Here is a 19,754-nt window from a genome sequence, read left to right on the forward strand (position 1 = left end):
GCAGCTCGTCGGGCAGGTGCCCCATGTCGTTGCAGACCAGGACCGACACCGGGCGGTCCGGGCTGTTCGCGGCCGGCTGCGAGTGCCGACTACGGATGCCGGCTACGGGCGGGCTGCGTACGGGCCGCCCAGGCCCCACGCCTGGTGCATCGCGTCGGCGAACGCGGCCGCCAGCTTGTGTTCGCCGGTGGGGCCGGGATGCGTTCCGTCGTACGTGTCCTTGTGGATGTCGTACCCCGGCGGGCGGGAGGCCAGCAGGATCGGGGACATCGGGTGGTCGAGGTCGGCGACGGCCTTCGCCAGGAGCTCGTTGAAACGGTCGCACTCGGCGGCGAACGGGGCGTCCGACTCGGCCCGTATGTTCGGTATCACGGGCAGGAGCACCATCTTGACGTGCGGGTTCGCGGTGCGGGCCGCCGTGATGAACGCCCTTGCGTTCAGGGCGGTCTGACCGCTGTCCGTATAGAACCCGAGGTCTATCAGGCCGAGCGAGACGAGCAGGATGTCCGTGCGGTGCTCGGTGACCGTGTCGGCGATAGCCGGGGCCATGTGCAGCCAGCCCTCACCCCAGCCGGCCAGATGGGTGCGGGCCTCGGTGGGAAAGTCCGGTGCGCCGTACTCGTGCGAGACAGGGGTGTTCGTCCCGGTGTCGTACAGCTCGCTGCGCGGGCCGACGATTGCGAACGGGGCACCGAAAGTGGAAGCGAGGTGCTGCCACATCCGGTAGCGCCAGGTGAAGTCGCCGGCGCGGCCGATCGACATGGAATCGCCGACAAACGTGAAACGCATGGCGTCATCATCGCGGATCATTCATCCGACCTGCGACGTGAGGATGGACACTTGTGTCATGCGTTCGTACCTGACTGTGTCCGGAGCCGCCGCGCTGCTCCTCCTCGCCGGGGCGGCTCCCGCCGTCGCGGCCGGGGGCGGAGCCGATCGGAGCTTCACGATCGAAGACCCCCGGATCACCGAGTCCAGCGGCCTCGCCGCCAGCCGCGCCCACCCCGGCATCTACTGGACGCACAACGACAGCGACGACGGCCCGTACATCTACGCCGTCGACTCCCGCACCGGGAAGACCGTCGCGACGATCACCCTGCGGGGGGTGGGGCAGCCGCGCGATGTGGAGGCCATCTCGCTCGGACCCGACGGCAATCTGTACGTCGGTGACATCGGCGACAACCTGAACGGCAGCTGGGACCACGTCTGGATCTACCGCTTGCCGGAGCCGAAGGAGCTGAAGGACGCGACGGTCCGCGCCACACAGTTCGATGTGAAGTACGCGGACGGACCGCGCAACGCCGAGGCGCTGATGGTCCACCCCACGACCGGGCGCGTCTACATCGCGTCGAAGAACGAGGACGGCGGCGGACTGTACGAGGGCCCGGCCGAGCTCACCACCGGCGCCACCAATGTCTTCCGACGGGTGGGTGAGGTGCCGTGGGTGACGGACGGGGCGTTCTCGCCGGACGGCAAGGAGCTGGTGCTGCGCTCGTACTTCAGCGCCCGTGGCTACGCCTTCAAGGACGGCAGGCTCGGCACCGACCACGCGGTCCAGGCACCGCTGCAGCGGCAGGCCGAGTCGGTGACGTACACGGCGGACGGCTCGGCGCTGATGTTCGGCACGGAGGGGGAGCAGAGCGATGTGGTGCGGGTGGACATCGCCGGCGGCAGCGGCGGCGGTGACAGCAAGTCGCCATCGAAGGATGGCGGTGGTGCATCGTCCTCCGCCGGTGACGGGAGCGGCGAGATGAAGGGCAGCACTCTGGTCGGGGTATTGGTGCTCGCCGCCGTGGGCGCACTCGTCTTCACGAACCGGCGTCGTAACCGCGGCTGACCGTCGGCCGGCTTCCACCGGTGCACGGCCCCGGCTCCGCGTCACCCCTTGGCGCGCCGCTCGACGAGCACTTCGAAGCCGTCGATCAGCCGTTGCAGGCCGAACGCGAAGTGGTCGATGCCGTAGCTGAACGCGTCCTCGGAGAGCGCCGCCATCAGCGGATAGTCGCCGCTCCTCATGGCCCGCTCCAGATAAGGGCGCTGGTCCTCCCAGAAGGCGTCATTGCTCAACCCGGTCTGCTGCACGGCCTCGGTGGCCTGGAGCCGGGTGCGGGCGATGCCCTCCACGAAGCTGTTGACCGTAATGATCGTCGAGATCAGCTCCGGGTCGGTCAGACCCATGCCCCTGATACCGGCGAGGGCCCGTTCGAGACCCCGGAGGGCGCTGGGGCCGAGGACCGTACGCGCCTGGTTGATCTTGAGGAGCCAGGGGTGGCGGCTCAGCTGCTCCAGGTAGGTGCGGGCCATGGCGTCGAGGGCGGCGCGCCAGTCCGCCGGTCCGTTGGCCGGTCCGTCGGCCGGGGTGGCGTCCAGGGGTTCGCCCAGGACGTGGTCGAGCATCAGGTCGAGCAGTTCGGCCTTGCCGGGGACGTACCGGTAGAGCGACATCGTGCCGGTGCCCAGATCGGTGGAGAGCCGGCGCATCGAGAGGGCGGCCAGGCCCTCCGTATCGGCGATCGTCACGGCGGTGGTGACGATCCGGCCGAGCGTGAGAGCCGGTTTGGGGCCGCGGCTGGGGCGGTCGCCGGTGCCCCAGAGGAGTTCCAGGCTGCGCGCGATATCGCCGCTGCCAGTCGTCGTTCCGTCTGTCCCACCCACTGAATCGCTCTTCGTCATGGGCTCAGCGTAAGCCTCTGGACAAGAATTGGGTACGCTGTACTCTTATGTGGGTACAGTGTACTCAGTTCATTGGGATGAAGGGGGCTCTGCCATGGGCACGAGCGGATATGCCGTACTTGCCGAAGGGGTCATGAAGCGGTACGGGGAGAAGAGAGCTCTCGACGGGTTCGATCTGGCCGTCCGGCCCGGCATCGTGCACGGGCTGCTCGGGCCCAACGGGGCCAGCAAGACCACCGCCGTACGCGCCCTGGCGACGCTGCTGCGGTTCGACAGCGGGCGGGCCGAGGTCGCCGGGCTGGACGTGGCGCGCGAACCCCGTCGCGTACGCACAAGGATCGGGCTCACCGGGCAGTACGCCGCCGTCGACGAGATCCTGACCGGACGGCAGAACCTGGAGATGTTCGGGCGCCTCTTCCATCTGGGCGCCGCGCGTGCCCGGCGGCGGGCCGCGGAACTGCTGGAACAGTTCGACCTGTGCGACGCCGCCGACAGGGGGGTCAAGGGATACAGCGGCGGCATGCGGCGCCGCCTCGACCTGGCGGCATCGGTGATCCTCGCGCCCCAGGTGCTGTTCCTGGACGAGCCGACGACAGGGCTCGATCCACGTGGGCGGGGTGAAGTCTGGGACAGCGTAAGGACGTTGGTGGCGGACGGTACGACGGTGCTGCTCACCACCCAGTATCTGGAGGAAGCCGACCGGATCGCCTCGCGCATCACCGTCATCGACCGGGGCCGGGCCATCGCCGACGACACCCCGGACGGGCTGAAAAACCGGGTGGGGGGCGACCGCATCGAGGTCGTCGCGGGCGAGACGGCCGACCTGCCCGCGGTCGTCAAGGCCGTGGAACGGGTCGCCGGCGCCGGCCCTGTCGTCTCCGACGAGGTGGCCCGCCGCGTCCACACCCAGGTCGCCGACCGGGTCGCCGCGCTCACCGAGGTCGCGCGCACCCTCCAGGACGAACGCATCGGGGTCGAGGACATCGGGCTGCGCAGACCGAGCCTCGACGACGTGTTCCTCAGCCTGACCGGACACCGTACGGAAACGCTCGATGAGGAGGTGACGGTGTGACCACCGTCGAACCGCACACGGCCGGCCCCGCACGCGGCCGACTCCACTGGGTGCTCGCCGACAGCTGGAACGTCACCCGGCGCAGCCTCACCCACTACCGGCGCCAACCAGCGGCCATCATCTGGCAGTTGGGCTTCCCGATCCTCTCCGTGCTGCTGTACGGGTATGTCTTCGGCAGCGCCATGAAGGTGCCCGGAGGCGGCGACTACCGGGAGTTTCTGATGCCGGGCATGTTCGCGACGACCATGGCCATGGGCTTCATGAACACCGCGATGGCCATGGTGACCGACGTCGGCAAGGGCGTCGTCGACCGGTTCCGCTCCATGCCGATGGCACCGTCCGCGGTCTCCGGCGGACGCGGCCTCGCCGATCTGCTGGTTGCGGGCGCCGAGCTGACGATCCTCGCGGCGACGGCCCTCGCGATCGGCTGGCGCGCGGACGGCGACCCGGCCGCCGCCGTCGGTGCGTTCGGACTGCTTCTGCTGCTCCGGTTCAGCCTGATCTGGGTCGGGGTCTGGCTGGGACTCCTGGTCCCGAACGCGGAGGCGGCGGGCGGTCTGTACGCGATCGCGTTCCCGGTCACGATGATCTCCAGCGCCCTGGTCGCGCCCTCCCTGATGCTGGGATGGCTGGGCACCGTAGCCGCCTGGAACCCGATCTCGTCCACGGTCACGGCGACCCGCGAACTCTTCGGCAACCCGGTGGCGAGCGGCGGCACCTGGGTCGAGGAACACGCCCTTCTGATGGCGGTGGTCTGGCCGCTGGCACTGACCGCGGTGTTCCTGCCGCTGGCGGTGCGGCGGTTCCAGCGACTGAGCCGCTGAGTCGTCGGGCGACCGGCGCACATAGGGTCGGGCGGTGTGATCAACCATGGACCCGAGCCCTTCGCCACCGCCCGGCTGGACGCGCTGCCGCTGCGGGTCGCGTACGCGGACGAGATGGCGGCGGTGCTGGACGATCCGGCCCTGCACACCTACACCGGAGGCGCCCCGGAGACCGCCGACGAGCTGCGGGCCCGCTACGCACGCCAGTCCGCCGGTTCGCCGGACCCGGGGACGGGCTGGTGGAACTGGGTACTGCGGGTACGGGACGAGGGCCGCCTGGCCGGTTACGTACAGGCGACGGTGAACGCGCAGGACGCGGAGGCGGAGATCGCCTGGGTGGTGGGGACGCGGTGGCAGGGGAGGGGGTTTGCGAAAGAGGCTGCGGTGGGGCTGGTTGCCCATCTGACGGGGGTGGGGGTGGTGCGTACCGTCGTCGCCCATATCCATCCGGACCATGACGCGTCCGCCGCCGTGGCCGCCGCGGCGGGGCTGGTGCCGACGGAGAGGTGGTGCGACGGTGAACGGCGCTGGCAGCGAGACGCAGAAGAGCTCTGACACGCCGTTGTCAGTGGTGGTTGCGAGGATGACATCCGTCGGTGGAGAGCACCGGCGGACGCCACTTGCGGAGGGGACCTCATGGGCACCTGGGACACCGGTCATTTCGACAACGACACCGCTGCGGACTTCTCGGGAGACCTGGACGACGCTCCCGAGGCCGAGCGGGCAGCGGTGATCCGTAACGCCCTGAACCTCGTGATCGCGACGACGGACTACCTGGACAGCGACGAGGGGGCGGTCGCGGTCGCGGCGGCCGCGCTGGTCGGCTCCCAGTGCCCGGGCGGGGAGGCCGTAACGACCTCGTACGGCCCCGACAAGCCGCTGCCCGTGCTCCCGGCGGACCTGCGCCCCCTTGCGGTGAAGGCCCTCGACCGTGTGCTGGGCGAATCATCGGAGCTGCGCGAGCTGTGGGACGACGCGGGGGACGAGGAGTGGGCGCAGGGCATAGCCCGGCTCCGGGAGGTGCTGGTGGCGGCGGCCAGCTGATCAGGCCCGGGGGCGGCCGGCCCGGATGAGCTCGGCGACGTCGAGAGTCACCGGGGCGCCGATCGCATCGGGCAGCGTGACCGTCTGCCCGGGGGCGTACACCTCGTGACTGTCGTAACCGCCGCCCATGGGGTCGGTCAGGACATGCACCCGGCCGTGCTTGCGGTCGACGATCACGTACACCGGGATCTTGGCCTCGGCGTAGGCGACGACCTTGTTGCGCAGGTCGTTGTTGTAGTTGCTGGAGGTGACTTCCAGGACGAGGCGGAAGACGGCGGGGTCGTAGCAGTTGTTCTCGACGAGATGGTCGTCGAGATCGGCGTCGACGACGGCCAGGTCGGGGATGGCGTAGTCCTCGGGGCCGCCTGGGAGCCACAGGCCGATGCCTTGCAGCACCTCCGCCTCGCCGTCGTCGAGACCGGCCGTGATGAAGGGGCGCATGGTCTTGGTCAGCACTCGGGCGTGCGTGGCATCCGGGGATGGGGCCACGGTGATGACGCCTCCGATGATCTCGACGCGGTAACCCGGATGCTGCTCCATGAGGCTGTTGGCCGTTTCGAGCAGCGATTCCGGCTCACCGTCACAGGGGTGCTCGACTGCTGCTGCAGACATTGCGGGCCTCCTGAGGGGGTGATGTCGAGAAGGGGCGATGTCGAGGCCATCATCGTAGGGCGGTCCGACCGCAATTGCCCGGAAGCCGTTCCGCCACCCGGTCGAGTGAACGAGAAGGGCCCCGCGCGCCGGTGCGGGGCCCTTCTCGTGTGTGCGTCCTCGTTACAGCTTCTCGATCACGTAGTCGATGCAGGCCGTCAGCGCCTGGATGTCCGACGGGTCGATCGCCGGGAACATCGCCACGCGCAGCTGGTTGCGGCCCAGCTTGCGGTACGGCTCGGTGTCGACGATGCCGTTGGCGCGCAGCACCTTGGCGACGGCGGAGGCGTCGATCTCGTCCGCGAAGTCGATCGTGCCGATGACCTGCGAGCGCTTCGCCGGGTCGGTGACGAACGGGGTCGCGTACTTGGACTCCTCCGCCCAGCCGTACAGGTTCCGTGCCGAGGTGGCCGTGCGGCGGACCGTGAAGTCCAGGCCGCCCTGGGTGTTCATCCACTTCAGCTGCTCGTTGAGGAGGAAGAGCGTGGCCAGGGCCGGGGTGTTGTACGTCTGGTTCTTGAGGGAGTTGTCGATCGCCGTCGGCAGCGAGAAGAACTCCGGGATGTGCCGGCCCGACGCGTGGATGCGCGCGGCGCGCTCCAGGGCCGCCGGGGAGAACACGCCGATCCAGAGGCCGCCGTCGGAGGCGAACGACTTCTGCGGGGCGAAGTAGTAGACGTCCGACTCGGTGATGTCGACCGGCAGGCCGCCCGCACCGGAGGTGGCGTCCACCAGGACCAGGGAGCCCTCGTCGGCGCCCGCGACGCGCTTGACCGGCATGGCGACACCGGTCGACGTCTCGTTGTGCGTGAACGCGTAGACGTCGACGCCCGCCTCGGCCTGCGGGTCCGGGTGGGTGCCGGGGTCGGAGGCGATGACGCTCGGGTCGGCGAGCCACGGGGCGAGCTTGGCGGCCTTCGCGAACTTCGACGAGAACTCGCCGAAGTTGAGGTGCTGGGACTTCGTCTCGATCAGGCCGTGCGTCGCGATGTCCCAGAAGGCGGTGGAGCCGCCGTTGCCCAGGATCACCTCGTAGCCCTCGGGGAGGGAGAAGAGGTCGCGCACGCCCTGACGCACCGCGCCGACCAGGTTCTTGACCGGGGCCTGGCGGTGGGACGTACCGAGAAGAGACGTACCGGTGGCGGCCAGCGCGTCGAGCGCCTCCGTCCGCACCTTGGAAGGACCGGCGCCGAAACGTCCGTCGGCGGGCTTGATGTCAGCGGGAATCTGGATATCGGCCACGAACCGGAGCGTAGTACCTCACGGACACGGTCGAGGACCGTGTCCGTCGGATGAGACACCCGCTCCGGCTCGTGGACCACATCGAACGGCGGATCAGCCCAGCTCGACCGGCAGGTCGTACAGGTCGTTCTGAGTGACGATCGGCTTGTTCCGCAGCTCGGACGCCGGGACGGCGAGCTCCAGATCCGGGAACCGCTCGTACAGCGCGGGCAGCGCCACCCCCGCCTCCAGCCGGGACAGTGCCGCACCCGGACAGACGTGCGGGCCGTGGCCGAACGCGATGTGGCGGTTGGGGGAGCGGGTGATGTCGAAGTCACCGGCCGTCGGCCCGTGCTGCGCCTCGTCGCGGCCCAGCGCACCGAAGGAGACGATCAGCGCCTCGCCCTTCGGCAGGACCTTGTCGCCCACCTCGACGTCCTCCGTGGCGAACCGGATCAGGACATGGGACGTGGGGGTGTTCCAGCGCAGGGTCTCCTCGATCACGTTCTCCCACGGCACCTGACCGTTCAGCACCTGCTTGCGCTGCTCGGGGTGCGTCTGGAGCGCGACGACCGCGTTCACGATCAGGCTGATCGTGGTCTCGTGACCGGCCGCGATGATCAGCTGGAGGGTGTTGACGATCTCCTCGTCGGTGAGGTGGTCACCGTCCTCGGAGGCCGCAATCAGGGCGCTGGTGAGGTCGTCGCCCGGATTCTCCCGCTTGGAGTCGACGATCTTCGTGAAGAGCGCGCCGAGGTCCGCCATCATCTGCGGGACCTCCTGGGGCGGCGTCTGCGTGGAGAAGAACTTCTCGAACAGCTCCTTCAGCCGCGGGTGGTCCGCGCTGTCCACGCCCATCAGCTCGCTGATCACGTTCATCGGCAGCGGGTACGCGAACTCCGCCTTCAGGTCGACCTTTCCGCCCCTGGGCAGTGCGGCCAGCCGGTCCAGGCTCGCCGTGGTCAGCGCCTCGATGCCGGCCCGCAGCCGCTCCACCCGCTTCACGGTCAGCGCCTGCGCGACCAGGGTGCGCAGTCGGCGGTGGTCCGCGCCGTCGACCGTGAGCATGGAGCGGCCCGGGTTGGCGAGGCCGATCAGCGGCCAGTCCATCGGTATCTCGCCGCGCTGCCAGGCGCCCCAGACGTTGATGTCCTTCACGATCCGGCTGTCGGTGAGCAGCTGCCGCGCCTCGGCGTGGTGGGTGACCGCGTAGCAGTGCACTCCGCCCGGCAGTTCCACCTCGGCGAGTGGGCCCGCCGCCCGCAGCCGGGCACTCTCGCCGTCGAGATCGGCGACGAAGGGGTCGAGGGCGATCCGGGTCATCTCTGGCCTCCGATGGCGATTCCGACGGTGGTTCCGACGGGGGTTGCGATGGCAGGGGTGGGTGTGAAGGTCACCGGCAGGTCCGTCAGGCCCCGCAGCCACGGGGACGGGCGCCGGGTGAGCTGTTCGGCGGGGACGGCGAGGTCGATGTCCGGGAGCCGGTCCAGCAGCACCTCGATGCCGGTACGGGCGATGACCTCGGCGGTCTCCTGGGCCGGGAACGGGCAGCGGTGCTCGCCGTGGCCGAAGGAGAGGAACGCGTTGTTGCCGCCGGTCAGCGCGGAACCGTCGGTGCGGACCTGCGGGTCCGAGTTGGCGGCGGCGATGCCCAGCAGCAGCAGGTCGCCCGCCCGGATGTGGCGCCCGCCGAGATGGGTGTCGCGCGAGGCCCAGCGGCCCGCGACGTTCTGCGTCGGGGTGTCCTCCCAGAGCACCTCGTTCATGGCCTCGGCGACACTGTGCCTGCCGCCCGAGAGGGAGGCGGCGAACCGGTCGTCGGTGAGCATCAGCCGCAGCGAGTTGCCGATCCAGTCGGCGGTCGGCTGGTGGCCCGCGGCCATCATGACCATCAGGTCCTGCGCGACCTCCTCGTCGGTGAAGCCGCCGCGGTCGGCGAGCATCCGCGAGGCGACGTCGTCGCCGGGCTCGGCGTGCTTGTCGGCCAGCAGCTGGAACATGGACGAGGCGAGGTGCTGCTGACCGGCCAGCGCACGCTCCCGGCCGTCGATCATGTCGTTGAGCGAGCCGACCAGTGCGTGGCCGATGGTGTCGCTGAAGCCGTAGATCTTCGCCAGTACGAGGGCGGGGAGCAGCATCGCGTACTCGGCGATGATCTCGGTCCCGCCCGTGGAGCAGAACCGGTCGACGAGACCGTCGGCGAACTCCTCCGCGTACCGCTTCAGCGCGAACGGGTCGACGGCCTCCAGCGCATTGCTGATCATTCCGGCGCGCTCGGTGTGGCGCGGGCCGACCGTGTAGAGGATCGACGGCTGCTTGCGGCCGATCATCGGCAGCAGCGGCCAGTCGTCGGGGATGCGGTCCCACTGGTTCCACAGGTCGGAGTCGCGGCTGAAGAGCACCGGGTCGCTGGTCAGCTGGTGCAGTTCGCGGTAGCCGAGCACGAGCCAGGCGGGGATGTCGCCGTCGAGAACGACGGGCGCCACGGCCCCGTGGTCGCGGCGCATCTCCCGGTACAGCCGGGTCGGTTCGGTCTGGAACCGGGGGCCGGAGAGCGGCGCGCGGCCCTGGGACACGGGGCAGCCGGAGGCCGGCGCCGGGGGCTGGGTCACGAGGTGGGCTCCGGGGTCTTCTCCGGCGCGATCTCCGGACGGTCGGCGGACGTGGCGGAGGCATTGCCCTGAGACAGGGCATGCAGGTACTCGACCAGCGTGATCAGTACGTACTTGCTGGACGAACGGTCCCGGGCGTCGCACTCCACCAGGGGTACGTCGTCCGAGAGGTCGAGCGCCTCCCGTATCTGCTGTTCGGTGTGGAGCGGGCCGCCGAAGTCGTTGCACGCCACGATGAACGGCGTGCCGTGGTGCTCCAGGCGGTCGATCGCGTACCAGGAGTCGGCGAGCCTGCGGGTGTCGACGAGGACGACGGCGCCGAGCGTGCCCGAGAACAGCCGGTCCCACAGGAACCAGAACCGTTCCTGACCGGGGGCGCCGAAGAGGTACAGCACCGAGCGTTCGTCGAGCGAGATCCGGCCGAAGTCGAAGGCGACGGTCGTGGACGTCTTCGACTGCACGCCGTCGAGATGGTCGACGGCCTCGCCCGCGCTGGTCATGGTCTCTTCCGTGTTCAGCGGACGGATCTCGCTGACGGATCGGACCATGGTGGTCTTGCCGACACCGAAGCCGCCGACGACGACGATCTTCAGTCCGTTGTCGGCCGTCGCCTGCAGGGCGGCACGGTCAGAGGTTGCGGAGTCCAACGAGCACCTGTTCCAGGATGTCGGGGTCGGGGAGCCGGTCCGCGACACGGGCGGTACGGGGGTGACGGGCGCTGATCCGGCCGGTGTCCAGCAGATCGGACAGCATGATCCGGACGATGCTGACAGGCAGGCCGAGGCTCGCCGCGATCTCCACGACCGCGGTGGGCCGCGTGCACATCCGCAGGATCGTGACGTGCTCCGACTGCATGCCGGGGGTCGGCTCGCACTCGGAGACGACCAGCGTCACCAGGTCGAAAGCGTCCGAATCGGACCGGCTGCGGCCCCCGGTGAGGGTGTACAGCCGGTCCGGGGCGTCGTCCCGGCCGGGACGGGGGCGGGTCATACGTCCGCTGTCGCGTCGACGACCGCGGCGGCCTCGGAGGCCGAGGGGGAACGCGGCGGGGCGCTCAGGTGCTCGCCGAGCTGCTCGACGAGTTCGCTCATGTTGTGGCCGATGAGGCCGACGTCGGCGTCCTCCGAGGCGACGACCGCGAGATGGGCGCCCGCACCCGCCTCGACTATGAACAGCACACCGCCGTAGAACTCGGCCATCGCGGACCGTACACCGCCGGTGCCGTCACCGAACTCGACGGACGCGCCGTGCGACAGGCTCTGGATACCGGCCGAGATCGCGGCCAATTGGTCGGCCTGGTCGACGGAGAGCTCGGGAGTACGGCACAGCTTGAGTCCGTCCCTGGACAGGACAAGGGCGTGGCGGGCGCCGGGGGTGCGCTCCAGGAGCCCCTCCAGCAGCCAGTTGAGCTTCTCGTCGGTGGTCGCGGTCATCGGGTGTTGCCTTCTTCCGGGTGCGGGGAGTTGGCCCGAACAGCCTGGCGGAAGCTGCTGAAGCGGGCTGCCTGTTCCTTGGGGTCGGCGGTGCGGGGCCGGGGGGTTTCGGTGGCACCGTTGGCGTTGGTACGGGCCTCGGCGGCGGCGAGGGTGCGGCCGCGGGGGCGCTTGGGGAGCCCGCTCTCGCCGAACCGGGGGAGGTGGCCGGTGGTCTCGGACGCGGGGGAGTCCGAGGAGGCGGGGCCGGCTTCCGCCCCCGTCGGGGCAGCCGTTTCGTGCGTGGGTTCCGGTTCGGGCCTCGACTCGGACGTCGGCTCGAATGCCGGCCGGGGCGTCGGCTCAAGGACCGGGACCGGGGCCCGGGTGAGGAGCTCCTGCGGAAGCATCAACAGGGCGCCCGTGCCACCGCGCGCGGACGGCCGGAACGACACGGTCAGACCGTGCTTACGGGCCAGCCGGCCGACGACGGCGAGGCCGAGCCGGGTGCCGGAAAGACTCGTCAGGTCCTGGTCGGTGGCCGACACCGCGCGCTCGGCGCGGCGCAGCTGCACATCGCTCATGACCAGGCCGCTGTCCTCGACGGTCAGGACGATGCCGGCCGGCACATCCTCGACGTACACATGGACCTCCGCCGTGGGCGGCGAGAAGTTGGCGGCGTTGTCGAGGAGTTCGGCGAGGGCGTGCATGACGCCCTCGGCGGCGTGGCCGGCGACCGCGACATCGCTGGTCGAGTGGAGACGTACCCGCTGATAGCCGCTGATGCGGCCCATCGCGCCGCGCAGGATCGACTCCATCACGATCGGCTTCGCCCAGCGCCGTCCGGAGCGGGCGCCGGTCAGTACGGCGATGGAGTCGGCGAGCCGGCCCGCCTGGGCGGTGCGGTGGTCCAGATGGAGCAGATCGCCGAGCACGTCCTCGGCGGCGTGCCGGTGCTCCATCTCGCGCAGGTCGGCGAGCATGCTGGTGGCCAGGGCCTGCATCCGGCCCGCGGCGTTGGCGCAGGCGGCGACCGCGGCGGAACGCTCGGTGTCGCTGCGGGCCGCGCGGGCGCCGAGCCGCTGGACATCGGCGGTGAGCCGTTCGGTATCGGCGGCGGCCTGCGAGGCGATCCTCGCGGTCTCGGCCTCGGCGGCGGCCTTGATCCGGGCGGTCTCGGCGGTGAACCGCTGGCCCTCGACCGCGGAGGCGGAGACGAGCCGGCTGATCTCGCCCGTGAACCGCTGGGTCTCCGTCGCGAGACGGGCGCGCAACCGGTTCGCGGTGGCGCGGGCATGGACGGCGGTGGCCACGGCGGCGGACAGCAGTGCGGCGGAGGCGCCCGCCCCCCAGGCCAGCGTGGTCCGTACCGAGTCGGGGGCGGCGACGACCGCCCACAGGCACAGGGATCCGGTGACGGCCAGTGAGATCAGCAGGGCCAGTGCGGTCGGCCGGGATGAGGGGCTCAAGTGCAGTCCTTGGGGCGGACGGGGTAAACGGGACGGGCAGGGCAGGCAGGTCCAACAGGTCTGATCGGGACAGTTCGGTACGGCAGGGGCGAACGCGACAACTGGAGCTGATAATTCCAAGGCAAGTCAAGGTCACTATATGAGAATTGACGCTCCACTTGGGAAGTGCTTGTGGCGTTCTCTGTCACGTATGTGACTACGCGTCCGACGTATTCCGACGTATTGACGTATTCGGGGGAGTCGCGAGGGCGCGGGGCCGCCGAGTGACCGGATCAACGGCATCCTGGGCCCATGGCCGCACATCGCAAACCGTCGGAATCCGCCGCACTCGCGCAGGCGCTGAGCGCCGCGGTCCGCGGAGAGGTCGACTTCGGCCCCACCGCAAGGGCGTTGACGACGATGGACGCGTCCAACTACCGCCGCGTACCGCTCGGCGTCGTCACCCCGCGTGACGCCGACGACGTGGCCGCCGCGCTCGCCGTCTGCCGTTCACACGCCGTGCCCGTGGTCCCGCGCGGAGGCGGCACCTCCATCGCCGGTCAGGCCACCGGCACCGGTGTCGTCCTCGACCTCACCCGCCATATGCGGAAGATCGTCGAGCTGGACGCCGAATCCCGTACAGCGGTCGTCCAGCCGGGCGTGATCCTGGACGACCTGCGCACCGCCGCCGCCCCGCACGGCCTCACCTTCGGTCCCGACCCCTCCACGCACAGCCGCTGCACGCTGGGCGGCATGATCGGCAACAACTCCTGCGGCGCGCACTCGGTCGCGTGGGGCACCACGGCCGACAATGTGCGCGCCCTGACCGTGGCCCGCTACGGCGGCGACACGCTGCGTCTGGGCCGGGCAGGGGAGGCCGAACCCACCACCGGACCCACCGGACCCACCGGACCCACCGGACTCTCCGGACCCACTGGACCCACCGGACCCACCGGACCCACCGGACTCTCCGGACTCTCCGGACTCATCGGCGAGAACCTCGCCCTCCTGCGCACCGGTTTCCCCGAGCTCCCGCGCCGTATCTCCGGATACGCCCTGGACGCACTCCTGCCCGAGCGCGGAACCGACCTCGTCCGCGCCTTCTGCGGCAGCGAGGGCACGCTCGGTGTGGTGACGGAGGCGACCGTACGACTGGTCGAGGCACCGGCGGCCCGCGCGCTCGCCGTACTCGCATACGCCGACGAGTCCGCGGCCGCCGAAGCCGCCTGCGGCCTGCTCCCGTTCCACCCCCTGACTGTCGAGGGCATGGCCGCCGATCTCGTGCGGGAACCGGCCGGGCTGCCGCGCGGAGGTGCCTGGCTCTTCGTCGAGACCGGCGGCGCCACCCCGGCCGAGGCGCGGGCGCACGCCGGGCGCATCCTCCGTGCCGCCGACGCGCCGGCCGGCATGGTCGTCACCGACCCGGCCGGACAGCGGGCCCTGTGGCGCATCCGCGAGGACGCCGCCGGCACCGCCACGCGGATGCCGGACGGCACGGAGGCATGGCCCGGCTGGGAGGACTGCGCCGTACCGCCCGCCCGCCTCGGTCCGTACCTCCGCGACTTCCGGGCCCTGCTCGCCGCCCACGGGCTGCGCGGCAGCCCGTACGGGCACTTCGGCGAGGGCTGCATCCACGTCCGGATCGACTTCGACCTGCTGGGCCCCGAGGGAGTGGTCCGCTTCCGCCGCTTCTCCGAGGAACTGGCGGACCTGGTCGTCGCGCACGGTGGATCACTGAGCGGGGAACACGGCGACGGCCAGGCCCGGGCAGAACTGCTCCCACGCATGTACGGAGACGAACTGGTCGCCCTCTTCTCCCGGTTCAAGAACATCTGGGACCCGTACGGCGGCATGAACCCCGGCATCCTCACCCACCCCGCCCGGCTCGACGAGAACCTCCGCTTCGAGGTGCTGCCGAAACGCCCGGTGGACGTCACGTTCGGCTACCCGCACGACGGCGGAGACTTCTCCGCGGCGGTACGCAGATGCGTGGGCGTCGCCAAATGCCGTACGGCGGAACCGGCGGGCGCGGGCGTGATGTGCCCGTCGTTCCGGGCGACCGGCGAGGAGGCCCACTCCACCCGCGGCCGGGCCCGCCTGCTGCACGAGATGCTGGCGGGTGAGGTGATCACGGACGGCTGGCGGTCGACGGAGGTGCGCGACGCGCTCGATCTCTGCCTGTCCTGCAAGGGCTGCCGCAGCGACTGCCCGGTGGGCGTCGACATGGCCACGTACAAGGCGGAGTTCCTGCACCACCACTACCGGGGGCGGCTGCGCCCGGCCGCCCACTACGTGATGGGACGGCTGCCGGCCTGGCTGCGTGCGGCGGCCCCGCTCGCACCCGCCCTGAACGCCCTGGCCCGGGTCCGCCCGCTGGCGGCCCTGGCCAAACGACTGGCGGGCATCGCTCCCGAGCGAACGCTCCCGGTACTGGCGCGGGAGACGTTCACCCGGTGGGTCCGCAAGGGCCAGGACGGGAAGGCAAGAATCCTGTCGGGCGGCCGGTGGAGGGTCCGGACGGTGACCGTCTGGCCGGACACCTTCACGACGTACCTGTCCCCGGAGGTCGGAAAAGCGGCGGTCCGGGTCCTCGATGCGGCGGGCCGCACAGCCGTGTACCCCGGCCGGGGTGTGTGCTGCGGCCTCACGTACGTGTCCACGGGCCAGCTCGACAAGGCCCGCAAGGTCATGCGCCGGACCCTGGACCGGATGGGGGTCTGTCTCGGCGACCCGCTCGTCGTCCTGGAACCGAGCTGCGCCGCGACTCTCCGCACGGACCTTCCCGAACTCCTCCCCGGCGATCCGCGCGCCACCGAACTCGCGCGTTCGGTACGGACGTTGGCGCAGTACCTGGAGGAGTACGCCCCCGACTGGCAACCACCCCGCCTGGACCGCCCGGCCACCGGCCAGACCCACTGCCACCAGCACGCGGTCCTGGGCGACGCGGCAGACCGCCGCCTGCGCGAACGGGCCGGACTGACCGGTGAGTTGAACGGCGGCTGCTGCGGACTGGCCGGAAACTTCGGCTTCGAACGGGGCCACTGGGCGGTATCGGCGGCCTGCGCGGAGGAGGCCCTGTTGCCATCGGTACGGGCCGCGGAGCCCGGTACGGAGTTCCTGGCTGACGGCTTCTCCTGCCGTACGCAGCTGGAGCAACTGGGCGGTGTGAGGGCCCGGCACCTGGCGGAGGTGCTGGCGGAGGGGCTGCCTCCCGAATCGGGCACTTCCTGCGGCTGAGGCGCGGGGCGGCCGGAGCCCGAGCTTCGGGAGCCGGGAGCCGGGAGCCGGGTTTCGAGCTTCGGGGAGGGGGCCGGGGCCGGGTCTTGAGCTTCGGGCTTCGGGGGTCGGGTTTCGGGTGCCGGGATTCGAGCGGTGTTGTGCAACCGGTAGGTGAAAGAAGGGGGTTGGGGAAACCTCCCCGCCCTCCCCGACCCCGTCACGGCCAGCAAGTATGACTAATCGTGACCGAATTGCGGCGCGGAGTCGCAGCTGTTTACGGTGCCGAACGTAACGACCCCGACGCGGTGTTCTCACCACCGGCCGGGGTCTGACCCCAAGATCGAAGTAGGCGACCCCGTGGCTGGTTCAAACCTTAGCGCTGCCCCGCGCGCGTCCGCATCCTCGCGCTCCCATCCGAAGGCCAAGCCCGGTTACGGAAAGCGATCCGTGCCGGATCAACGCTCGCCTTGCGAGGGCGATTTCGCGCTATTGCCCGAGCGCGAGCGGCACATCGCCGGTTACGTCGACGCGCTGACCGAGGGTGCGGCGATGGACATCAAGTCGCTGGCCAGGAGTCAGCCGCTGTATGGGCAAATGGCTGTCGGCAGCGCCTTGCGGGCCCTGGGCGTGGCCGGTCATCTGCGGCATGTCCGGTGCCTGAGCGGCGAGGGTGGCCAGGTCCGCTGGGTCACCCGCACCTTCTGGTCCCGGGTCGCCCGTGACAACGAGTGGTGGGACGCCTTCCTCACCGCCGAGGAGCGACGCTCCACGCCGCAGGAGGTCGCCGCGCCACTGCCCCCGTGGGTTCCTGACGGCCCCGCTGCGTCCGAAGCATCCGCATCCGTACCGGCGCAGCCGCCCGTCACGACAGTGCCGCAGCAGCGCACCGCAGAGCCGGAGCCCGAGCCGCAGCCGGGGCTCAAGGCGACCGTGGACCGGCCCTCTCCCGCTTTCCTCGTCCTGGCCCGTCTCGGCCGTACCGACTCCCGCCTGGCCCTCTCGGCATCGGACTGTGCGGCGCTGGAGCAGGCGGCTGCCGAGTGGTTCGCGCGCGGTGTGGACGCCGACTATCTGACGCACGCCCTCACCGCCGGGCTTCCCGCGTCTGTCGACTCGCCCTTCGGGTTCGTCCGCCGCCGCCTCCGCGACAAGGTCCCGCCCCGCCTGCCCGCCGCGGCCCCGGCCGCGCAGGGAACCCCCGCACGCCGCCTGATGGTCGAGTGCACCGAGTGCGGCGTCCCAGGAAGGCTCGAAGCGTTCCGCGACGGCCTGTGCAGGCCCTGCCGCCAACTCGACCCGGCCTGACCGGCCCGACCGGTCGGGCCGCGCAGCGAGGGCCGGGCATGCCACGGGCAGCGCCACCGTGGCGAACGTCCGTGAAAGAGGCGAGGGGCGGGGCAACCCTGCCCCCGCCTCATGGGTCACACAGGCGTCACCTGTTTCGCCTGTTTCCCATTGGTCCGGAAAGGGCCCCACTCTCTGTGATGACTCGTACCCGGCTGACCGCGCTGGCCGCGACGGCCGCCCTCGCCGCCACCGGCGGCCTGATCACCGCCGCCCCGGCATCCGCGGCCGTCACCTGCACCTCTCCCGTCTGGAAGGCGCAGTACTTCGCCAACTCCACCTTCAGCGGCACGCCGAAGCTGACCGCCTGCGACTCCGCCATCGGCGAGAACTACGGGTACGGCGACCCGCCCGGCGTCACGCTGCCCAAGGACAACTTCTCCGTCCGCTGGTCCCTCACCCGGGACTTCGGCTCCGGCGGCCCCTTCCGGCTCTCCGCAGCCACGCAGGACGGCATGCGCGTCTACGTCGACGGCGTGCGGAAGATCGACCTGTGGAAGAACGTCTCCACCACCGCCCGCAAGACCGTCGACCTGACCATCCCGGCCGGCAAGCACGCGATCCGCGTGGACTACGTTGCCTGGACCGGCCTCGCCCACGCCGGGTTCACGTACGCCCCGCGCACCGAGGCCGCCGTCGACACGGTCAAGCCGGTCGCCCCGACCGGCCTCACCGCCGCGTACAACCGGGACACCACGAAGACCACCCTGCGCTGGGCCGCGAACAAGGAGATGGACCTCGCCGGTTACCGCGTGTACCGCCGGCTGAGCACCACCCAGTGGGCGAAGGCCAGTGGCTCGTCGCTGCTCACCTCCCCGTCCTTCGTGGACGCGACGCCCGCCACGGGCCAGACCTTCCTGTACGAGGTCCGTGCCGTCGACAAGGCGGGCCGCGAGTCCGTCGGCAGCCTCGACGCCTCCGCTGTGACCGTGGACCGCACGGGCCCGGCGGCGCCGACTGGTCTCACGGTCACTGGCGACGCGTGGTGGGCCACCCTGGCCTGGCAGGGGGTCGCCGACGCCGCGAAGTACGAGGTGTACGCCGCCTCCGCGGCCACCGGCCCGTTCGAGCTGCTGGGAACGACGACCACGACGTCGTACCGCACCGACGCACCCGTGAACACCGCCCGGTACTACCGGGTGCGCGCCCTCGACGCGCTCGGCAACCCGTCGGCGTACGCCGCCGTCACCGGCGACGGCGTCGACCGGACGCCGCCGAAGTCCCCGACCTCCCTCGGCTCCGTCGTCCGCGTCGGCTACACCGAGGTGTACTGGAAGCAGCCCGACGGGTTCTATGAGGACTTCGACAACGGCGGGACCTACCGCGTCTACCGCTCGCCCGGCAAGACCCTCGACCCGGCCGCGCTCGCCCGCGTGACCTGCGCCGAGGAGAGCGACGAGACCAGCACCGGCGGCATCTGCCACGACCTGGAGATGCCCGCGGGCACGTACGTGACGTACGCGGTCGCGGCGGTGGACCCGGACGGCAACGAGTCGGCGCTGTCCGCCCCGCTCGTCGTCCGCACCGGCGACCGCGTCGCGCCCGGCCCCGTCACCGGCGTGAAGGCCACCCCGCGCGCCGACGGCGTGCTGATCAGCTGGGCGGCCTCGACCGAGGACGACGTCGAACACTACGACGCCTGGACCGGAGCCCGGCAGGCCGACGGCACGGTCAAGTGGCTCAGCTCCACCTCCTGCGCGGAGGGCACAAGCGACCCGCTCGCGGTCCTCTGCGGCGACCTGCCGGACGGCGAGACGTACATGTACGCGGTCGTCGCCAGGGACCGCTGGGACAACGCGCTGCCCCCGAGCGACCCGAAGGTCACGGTCGTCGAGGTCACCGAGCTGGACGTCCGGCCGTCCGTGACGGTCACTGGGGACTGGGACCTCGGCAGCATGGGCTGGGGCACCGTGATCGGCGGACCCAACGCGCACGGGCCGTCCATCAGCTGGCGGTGCGACAAGACGGCTGAGTGCGACACCGTCGCGGGCTACCGGGTCAGCAGGTGGAATGCGGCCACAAAGGCGTACCAGCCGCTGCACGCCGGACTGCTGTCGGCGGAGACCCGCGCCTATACGGACACCAGGGCCGCGCGGGGGACCACGCACTTCTACACGCTGGAGGCGGTGCGCGCCGACGGCAGCGTCGCGGGCACGCACGTGTGGAGCTGCGTCTTCCAGGACCGCGTCTAGCCAGGGCCCATACTTCGCAGGTCGCTGATTCAGATGGTCTGG

The 19,754-nt window shown here is 70.9% G+C and carries 18 protein-coding genes; 8 read left to right on the forward strand and 10 right to left on the reverse strand.

The window, feature by feature from the left end; genetic code table 11:
- Window positions 1–102: 102 nt before the first annotated feature.
- A complete protein-coding gene (locus ACIPEK_RS08575; RefSeq protein WP_401992381.1) occupies window positions 103–789 on the reverse strand; it encodes a GDSL-type esterase/lipase family protein in 687 nt (228 codons plus the stop codon).
- 58 nt (window positions 790–847) lie between these two features.
- On the opposite strand from ACIPEK_RS08575, the gene ACIPEK_RS08580 reads away from it, so the two are divergent.
- The gene (locus tag ACIPEK_RS08580; protein ID WP_401992384.1) at window positions 848–1,837 is read left to right on the forward strand and encodes a WD40 repeat domain-containing protein; all 990 of its coding nucleotides are present in this window, start codon (window positions 848–850) and stop codon (window positions 1,835–1,837) included.
- Between the two features lie 41 nt (window positions 1,838–1,878).
- On the opposite strand, the gene ACIPEK_RS08585 is transcribed toward ACIPEK_RS08580, so the two are convergent.
- Complete coding sequence (locus ACIPEK_RS08585; RefSeq protein WP_401992387.1) at window positions 1,879–2,673, reverse strand: TetR/AcrR family transcriptional regulator; 795 nt, start codon at window positions 2,671–2,673, stop codon at window positions 1,879–1,881.
- Between the two features lie 94 nt (window positions 2,674–2,767).
- Here ACIPEK_RS08585 and ACIPEK_RS08590 point away from each other — a divergent pair, with 94 nt between their 5' ends.
- The 4 genes from ACIPEK_RS08590 to ACIPEK_RS08605 all read left to right on the forward strand — a co-directional run bounded on the left by ACIPEK_RS08590 (window position 2,768) and on the right by ACIPEK_RS08605 (window position 5,613).
- Window positions 2,768–3,745 (forward strand): ATP-binding cassette domain-containing protein, encoded by a 978-nt coding sequence (locus ACIPEK_RS08590; RefSeq protein WP_401992390.1) that lies wholly within the window; start codon window positions 2,768–2,770, stop codon window positions 3,743–3,745.
- Window positions 3,742–4,569, forward strand: coding sequence for an ABC transporter permease (locus tag ACIPEK_RS08595; protein ID WP_401992393.1), 828 nt, complete (start codon window positions 3,742–3,744; stop codon window positions 4,567–4,569). Before ACIPEK_RS08590 ends, ACIPEK_RS08595 begins: the two co-directional genes overlap by 4 nt.
- A gap of 36 nt (window positions 4,570–4,605) precedes the next feature.
- Window positions 4,606–5,124 (forward strand): GNAT family N-acetyltransferase, encoded by a 519-nt coding sequence (locus tag ACIPEK_RS08600; RefSeq protein ID WP_401992396.1) that lies wholly within the window; start codon window positions 4,606–4,608, stop codon window positions 5,122–5,124.
- A gap of 81 nt (window positions 5,125–5,205) precedes the next feature.
- Window positions 5,206–5,613 (forward strand): DUF4259 domain-containing protein, encoded by a 408-nt coding sequence (locus ACIPEK_RS08605; RefSeq protein WP_401992399.1) that lies wholly within the window; start codon window positions 5,206–5,208, stop codon window positions 5,611–5,613.
- Here the strand turns inward: ACIPEK_RS08605 and ACIPEK_RS08610 are convergent, their stop codons facing one another.
- The 8 genes from ACIPEK_RS08610 to ACIPEK_RS08645 form a co-directional block, all read right to left on the reverse strand.
- The gene (locus ACIPEK_RS08610; protein WP_401992402.1) at window positions 5,614–6,225 is read right to left on the reverse strand and encodes a Uma2 family endonuclease; all 612 of its coding nucleotides are present in this window, start codon (window positions 6,223–6,225) and stop codon (window positions 5,614–5,616) included.
- 162 nt (window positions 6,226–6,387) lie between these two features.
- Entirely contained in the window at window positions 6,388–7,506 is a 1,119-nt protein-coding gene (gene serC / locus ACIPEK_RS08615) for a phosphoserine transaminase (protein WP_383070496.1), read from the reverse strand.
- Between the two features lie 93 nt (window positions 7,507–7,599).
- Window positions 7,600–8,808, reverse strand: a complete 1,209-nt coding sequence (locus ACIPEK_RS08620; RefSeq protein WP_401992405.1) for a cytochrome P450 — start codon at window positions 8,806–8,808, stop codon at window positions 7,600–7,602.
- Window positions 8,805–10,097 carry a cytochrome P450 gene (locus tag ACIPEK_RS08625; RefSeq protein ID WP_401992408.1) on the reverse strand — a complete coding sequence of 431 codons (1,293 nt, stop codon included), beginning with the start codon at window positions 10,095–10,097 and terminating at the stop codon, window positions 8,805–8,807. Before ACIPEK_RS08625 ends, ACIPEK_RS08620 begins: the two co-directional genes overlap by 4 nt.
- Complete coding sequence (locus ACIPEK_RS08630; protein ID WP_383070490.1) at window positions 10,094–10,744, reverse strand: ATP/GTP-binding protein; 651 nt, start codon at window positions 10,742–10,744, stop codon at window positions 10,094–10,096. The genes ACIPEK_RS08625 and ACIPEK_RS08630 overlap by 4 nt, the downstream gene beginning before the upstream one ends.
- A complete protein-coding gene (locus tag ACIPEK_RS08635) occupies window positions 10,725–11,087 on the reverse strand; it encodes a DUF742 domain-containing protein (protein ID WP_383070488.1) in 363 nt (120 codons plus the stop codon). Before ACIPEK_RS08635 ends, ACIPEK_RS08630 begins: the two co-directional genes overlap by 20 nt.
- Window positions 11,084–11,530 (reverse strand): roadblock/LC7 domain-containing protein, encoded by a 447-nt coding sequence (locus tag ACIPEK_RS08640; RefSeq protein ID WP_401992413.1) that lies wholly within the window; start codon window positions 11,528–11,530, stop codon window positions 11,084–11,086. The genes ACIPEK_RS08635 and ACIPEK_RS08640 overlap by 4 nt, the downstream gene beginning before the upstream one ends.
- Window positions 11,527–12,978, reverse strand: a complete 1,452-nt coding sequence (locus tag ACIPEK_RS08645) for a sensor histidine kinase (RefSeq protein WP_401992416.1) — start codon at window positions 12,976–12,978, stop codon at window positions 11,527–11,529. Before ACIPEK_RS08645 ends, ACIPEK_RS08640 begins: the two co-directional genes overlap by 4 nt.
- A gap of 291 nt (window positions 12,979–13,269) precedes the next feature.
- On the opposite strand from ACIPEK_RS08645, the gene ACIPEK_RS08650 reads away from it, so the two are divergent.
- From ACIPEK_RS08650 to ACIPEK_RS08660, 3 genes are all read left to right on the forward strand, one after another.
- Entirely contained in the window at window positions 13,270–16,194 is a 2,925-nt protein-coding gene (locus ACIPEK_RS08650; protein ID WP_401992423.1) for an FAD-binding and (Fe-S)-binding domain-containing protein, read from the forward strand.
- Between the two features lie 339 nt (window positions 16,195–16,533).
- Window positions 16,534–17,481, forward strand: a complete 948-nt coding sequence (locus tag ACIPEK_RS08655) for a MarR family transcriptional regulator (protein ID WP_401992426.1) — start codon at window positions 16,534–16,536, stop codon at window positions 17,479–17,481.
- Window positions 17,482–17,660: 179 nt separating this feature from the next.
- Window positions 17,661–19,712 (forward strand): PA14 domain-containing protein, encoded by a 2,052-nt coding sequence (locus ACIPEK_RS08660; protein ID WP_401992429.1) that lies wholly within the window; start codon window positions 17,661–17,663, stop codon window positions 19,710–19,712.
- Window positions 19,713–19,754 lie beyond the last annotated feature (42 nt).

It is taken from the genome of Streptomyces sp. NPDC088246 (assembly GCF_044741025.1).
Lineage (GTDB): Bacteria > Actinomycetota > Actinomycetes > Streptomycetales > Streptomycetaceae > Streptomyces.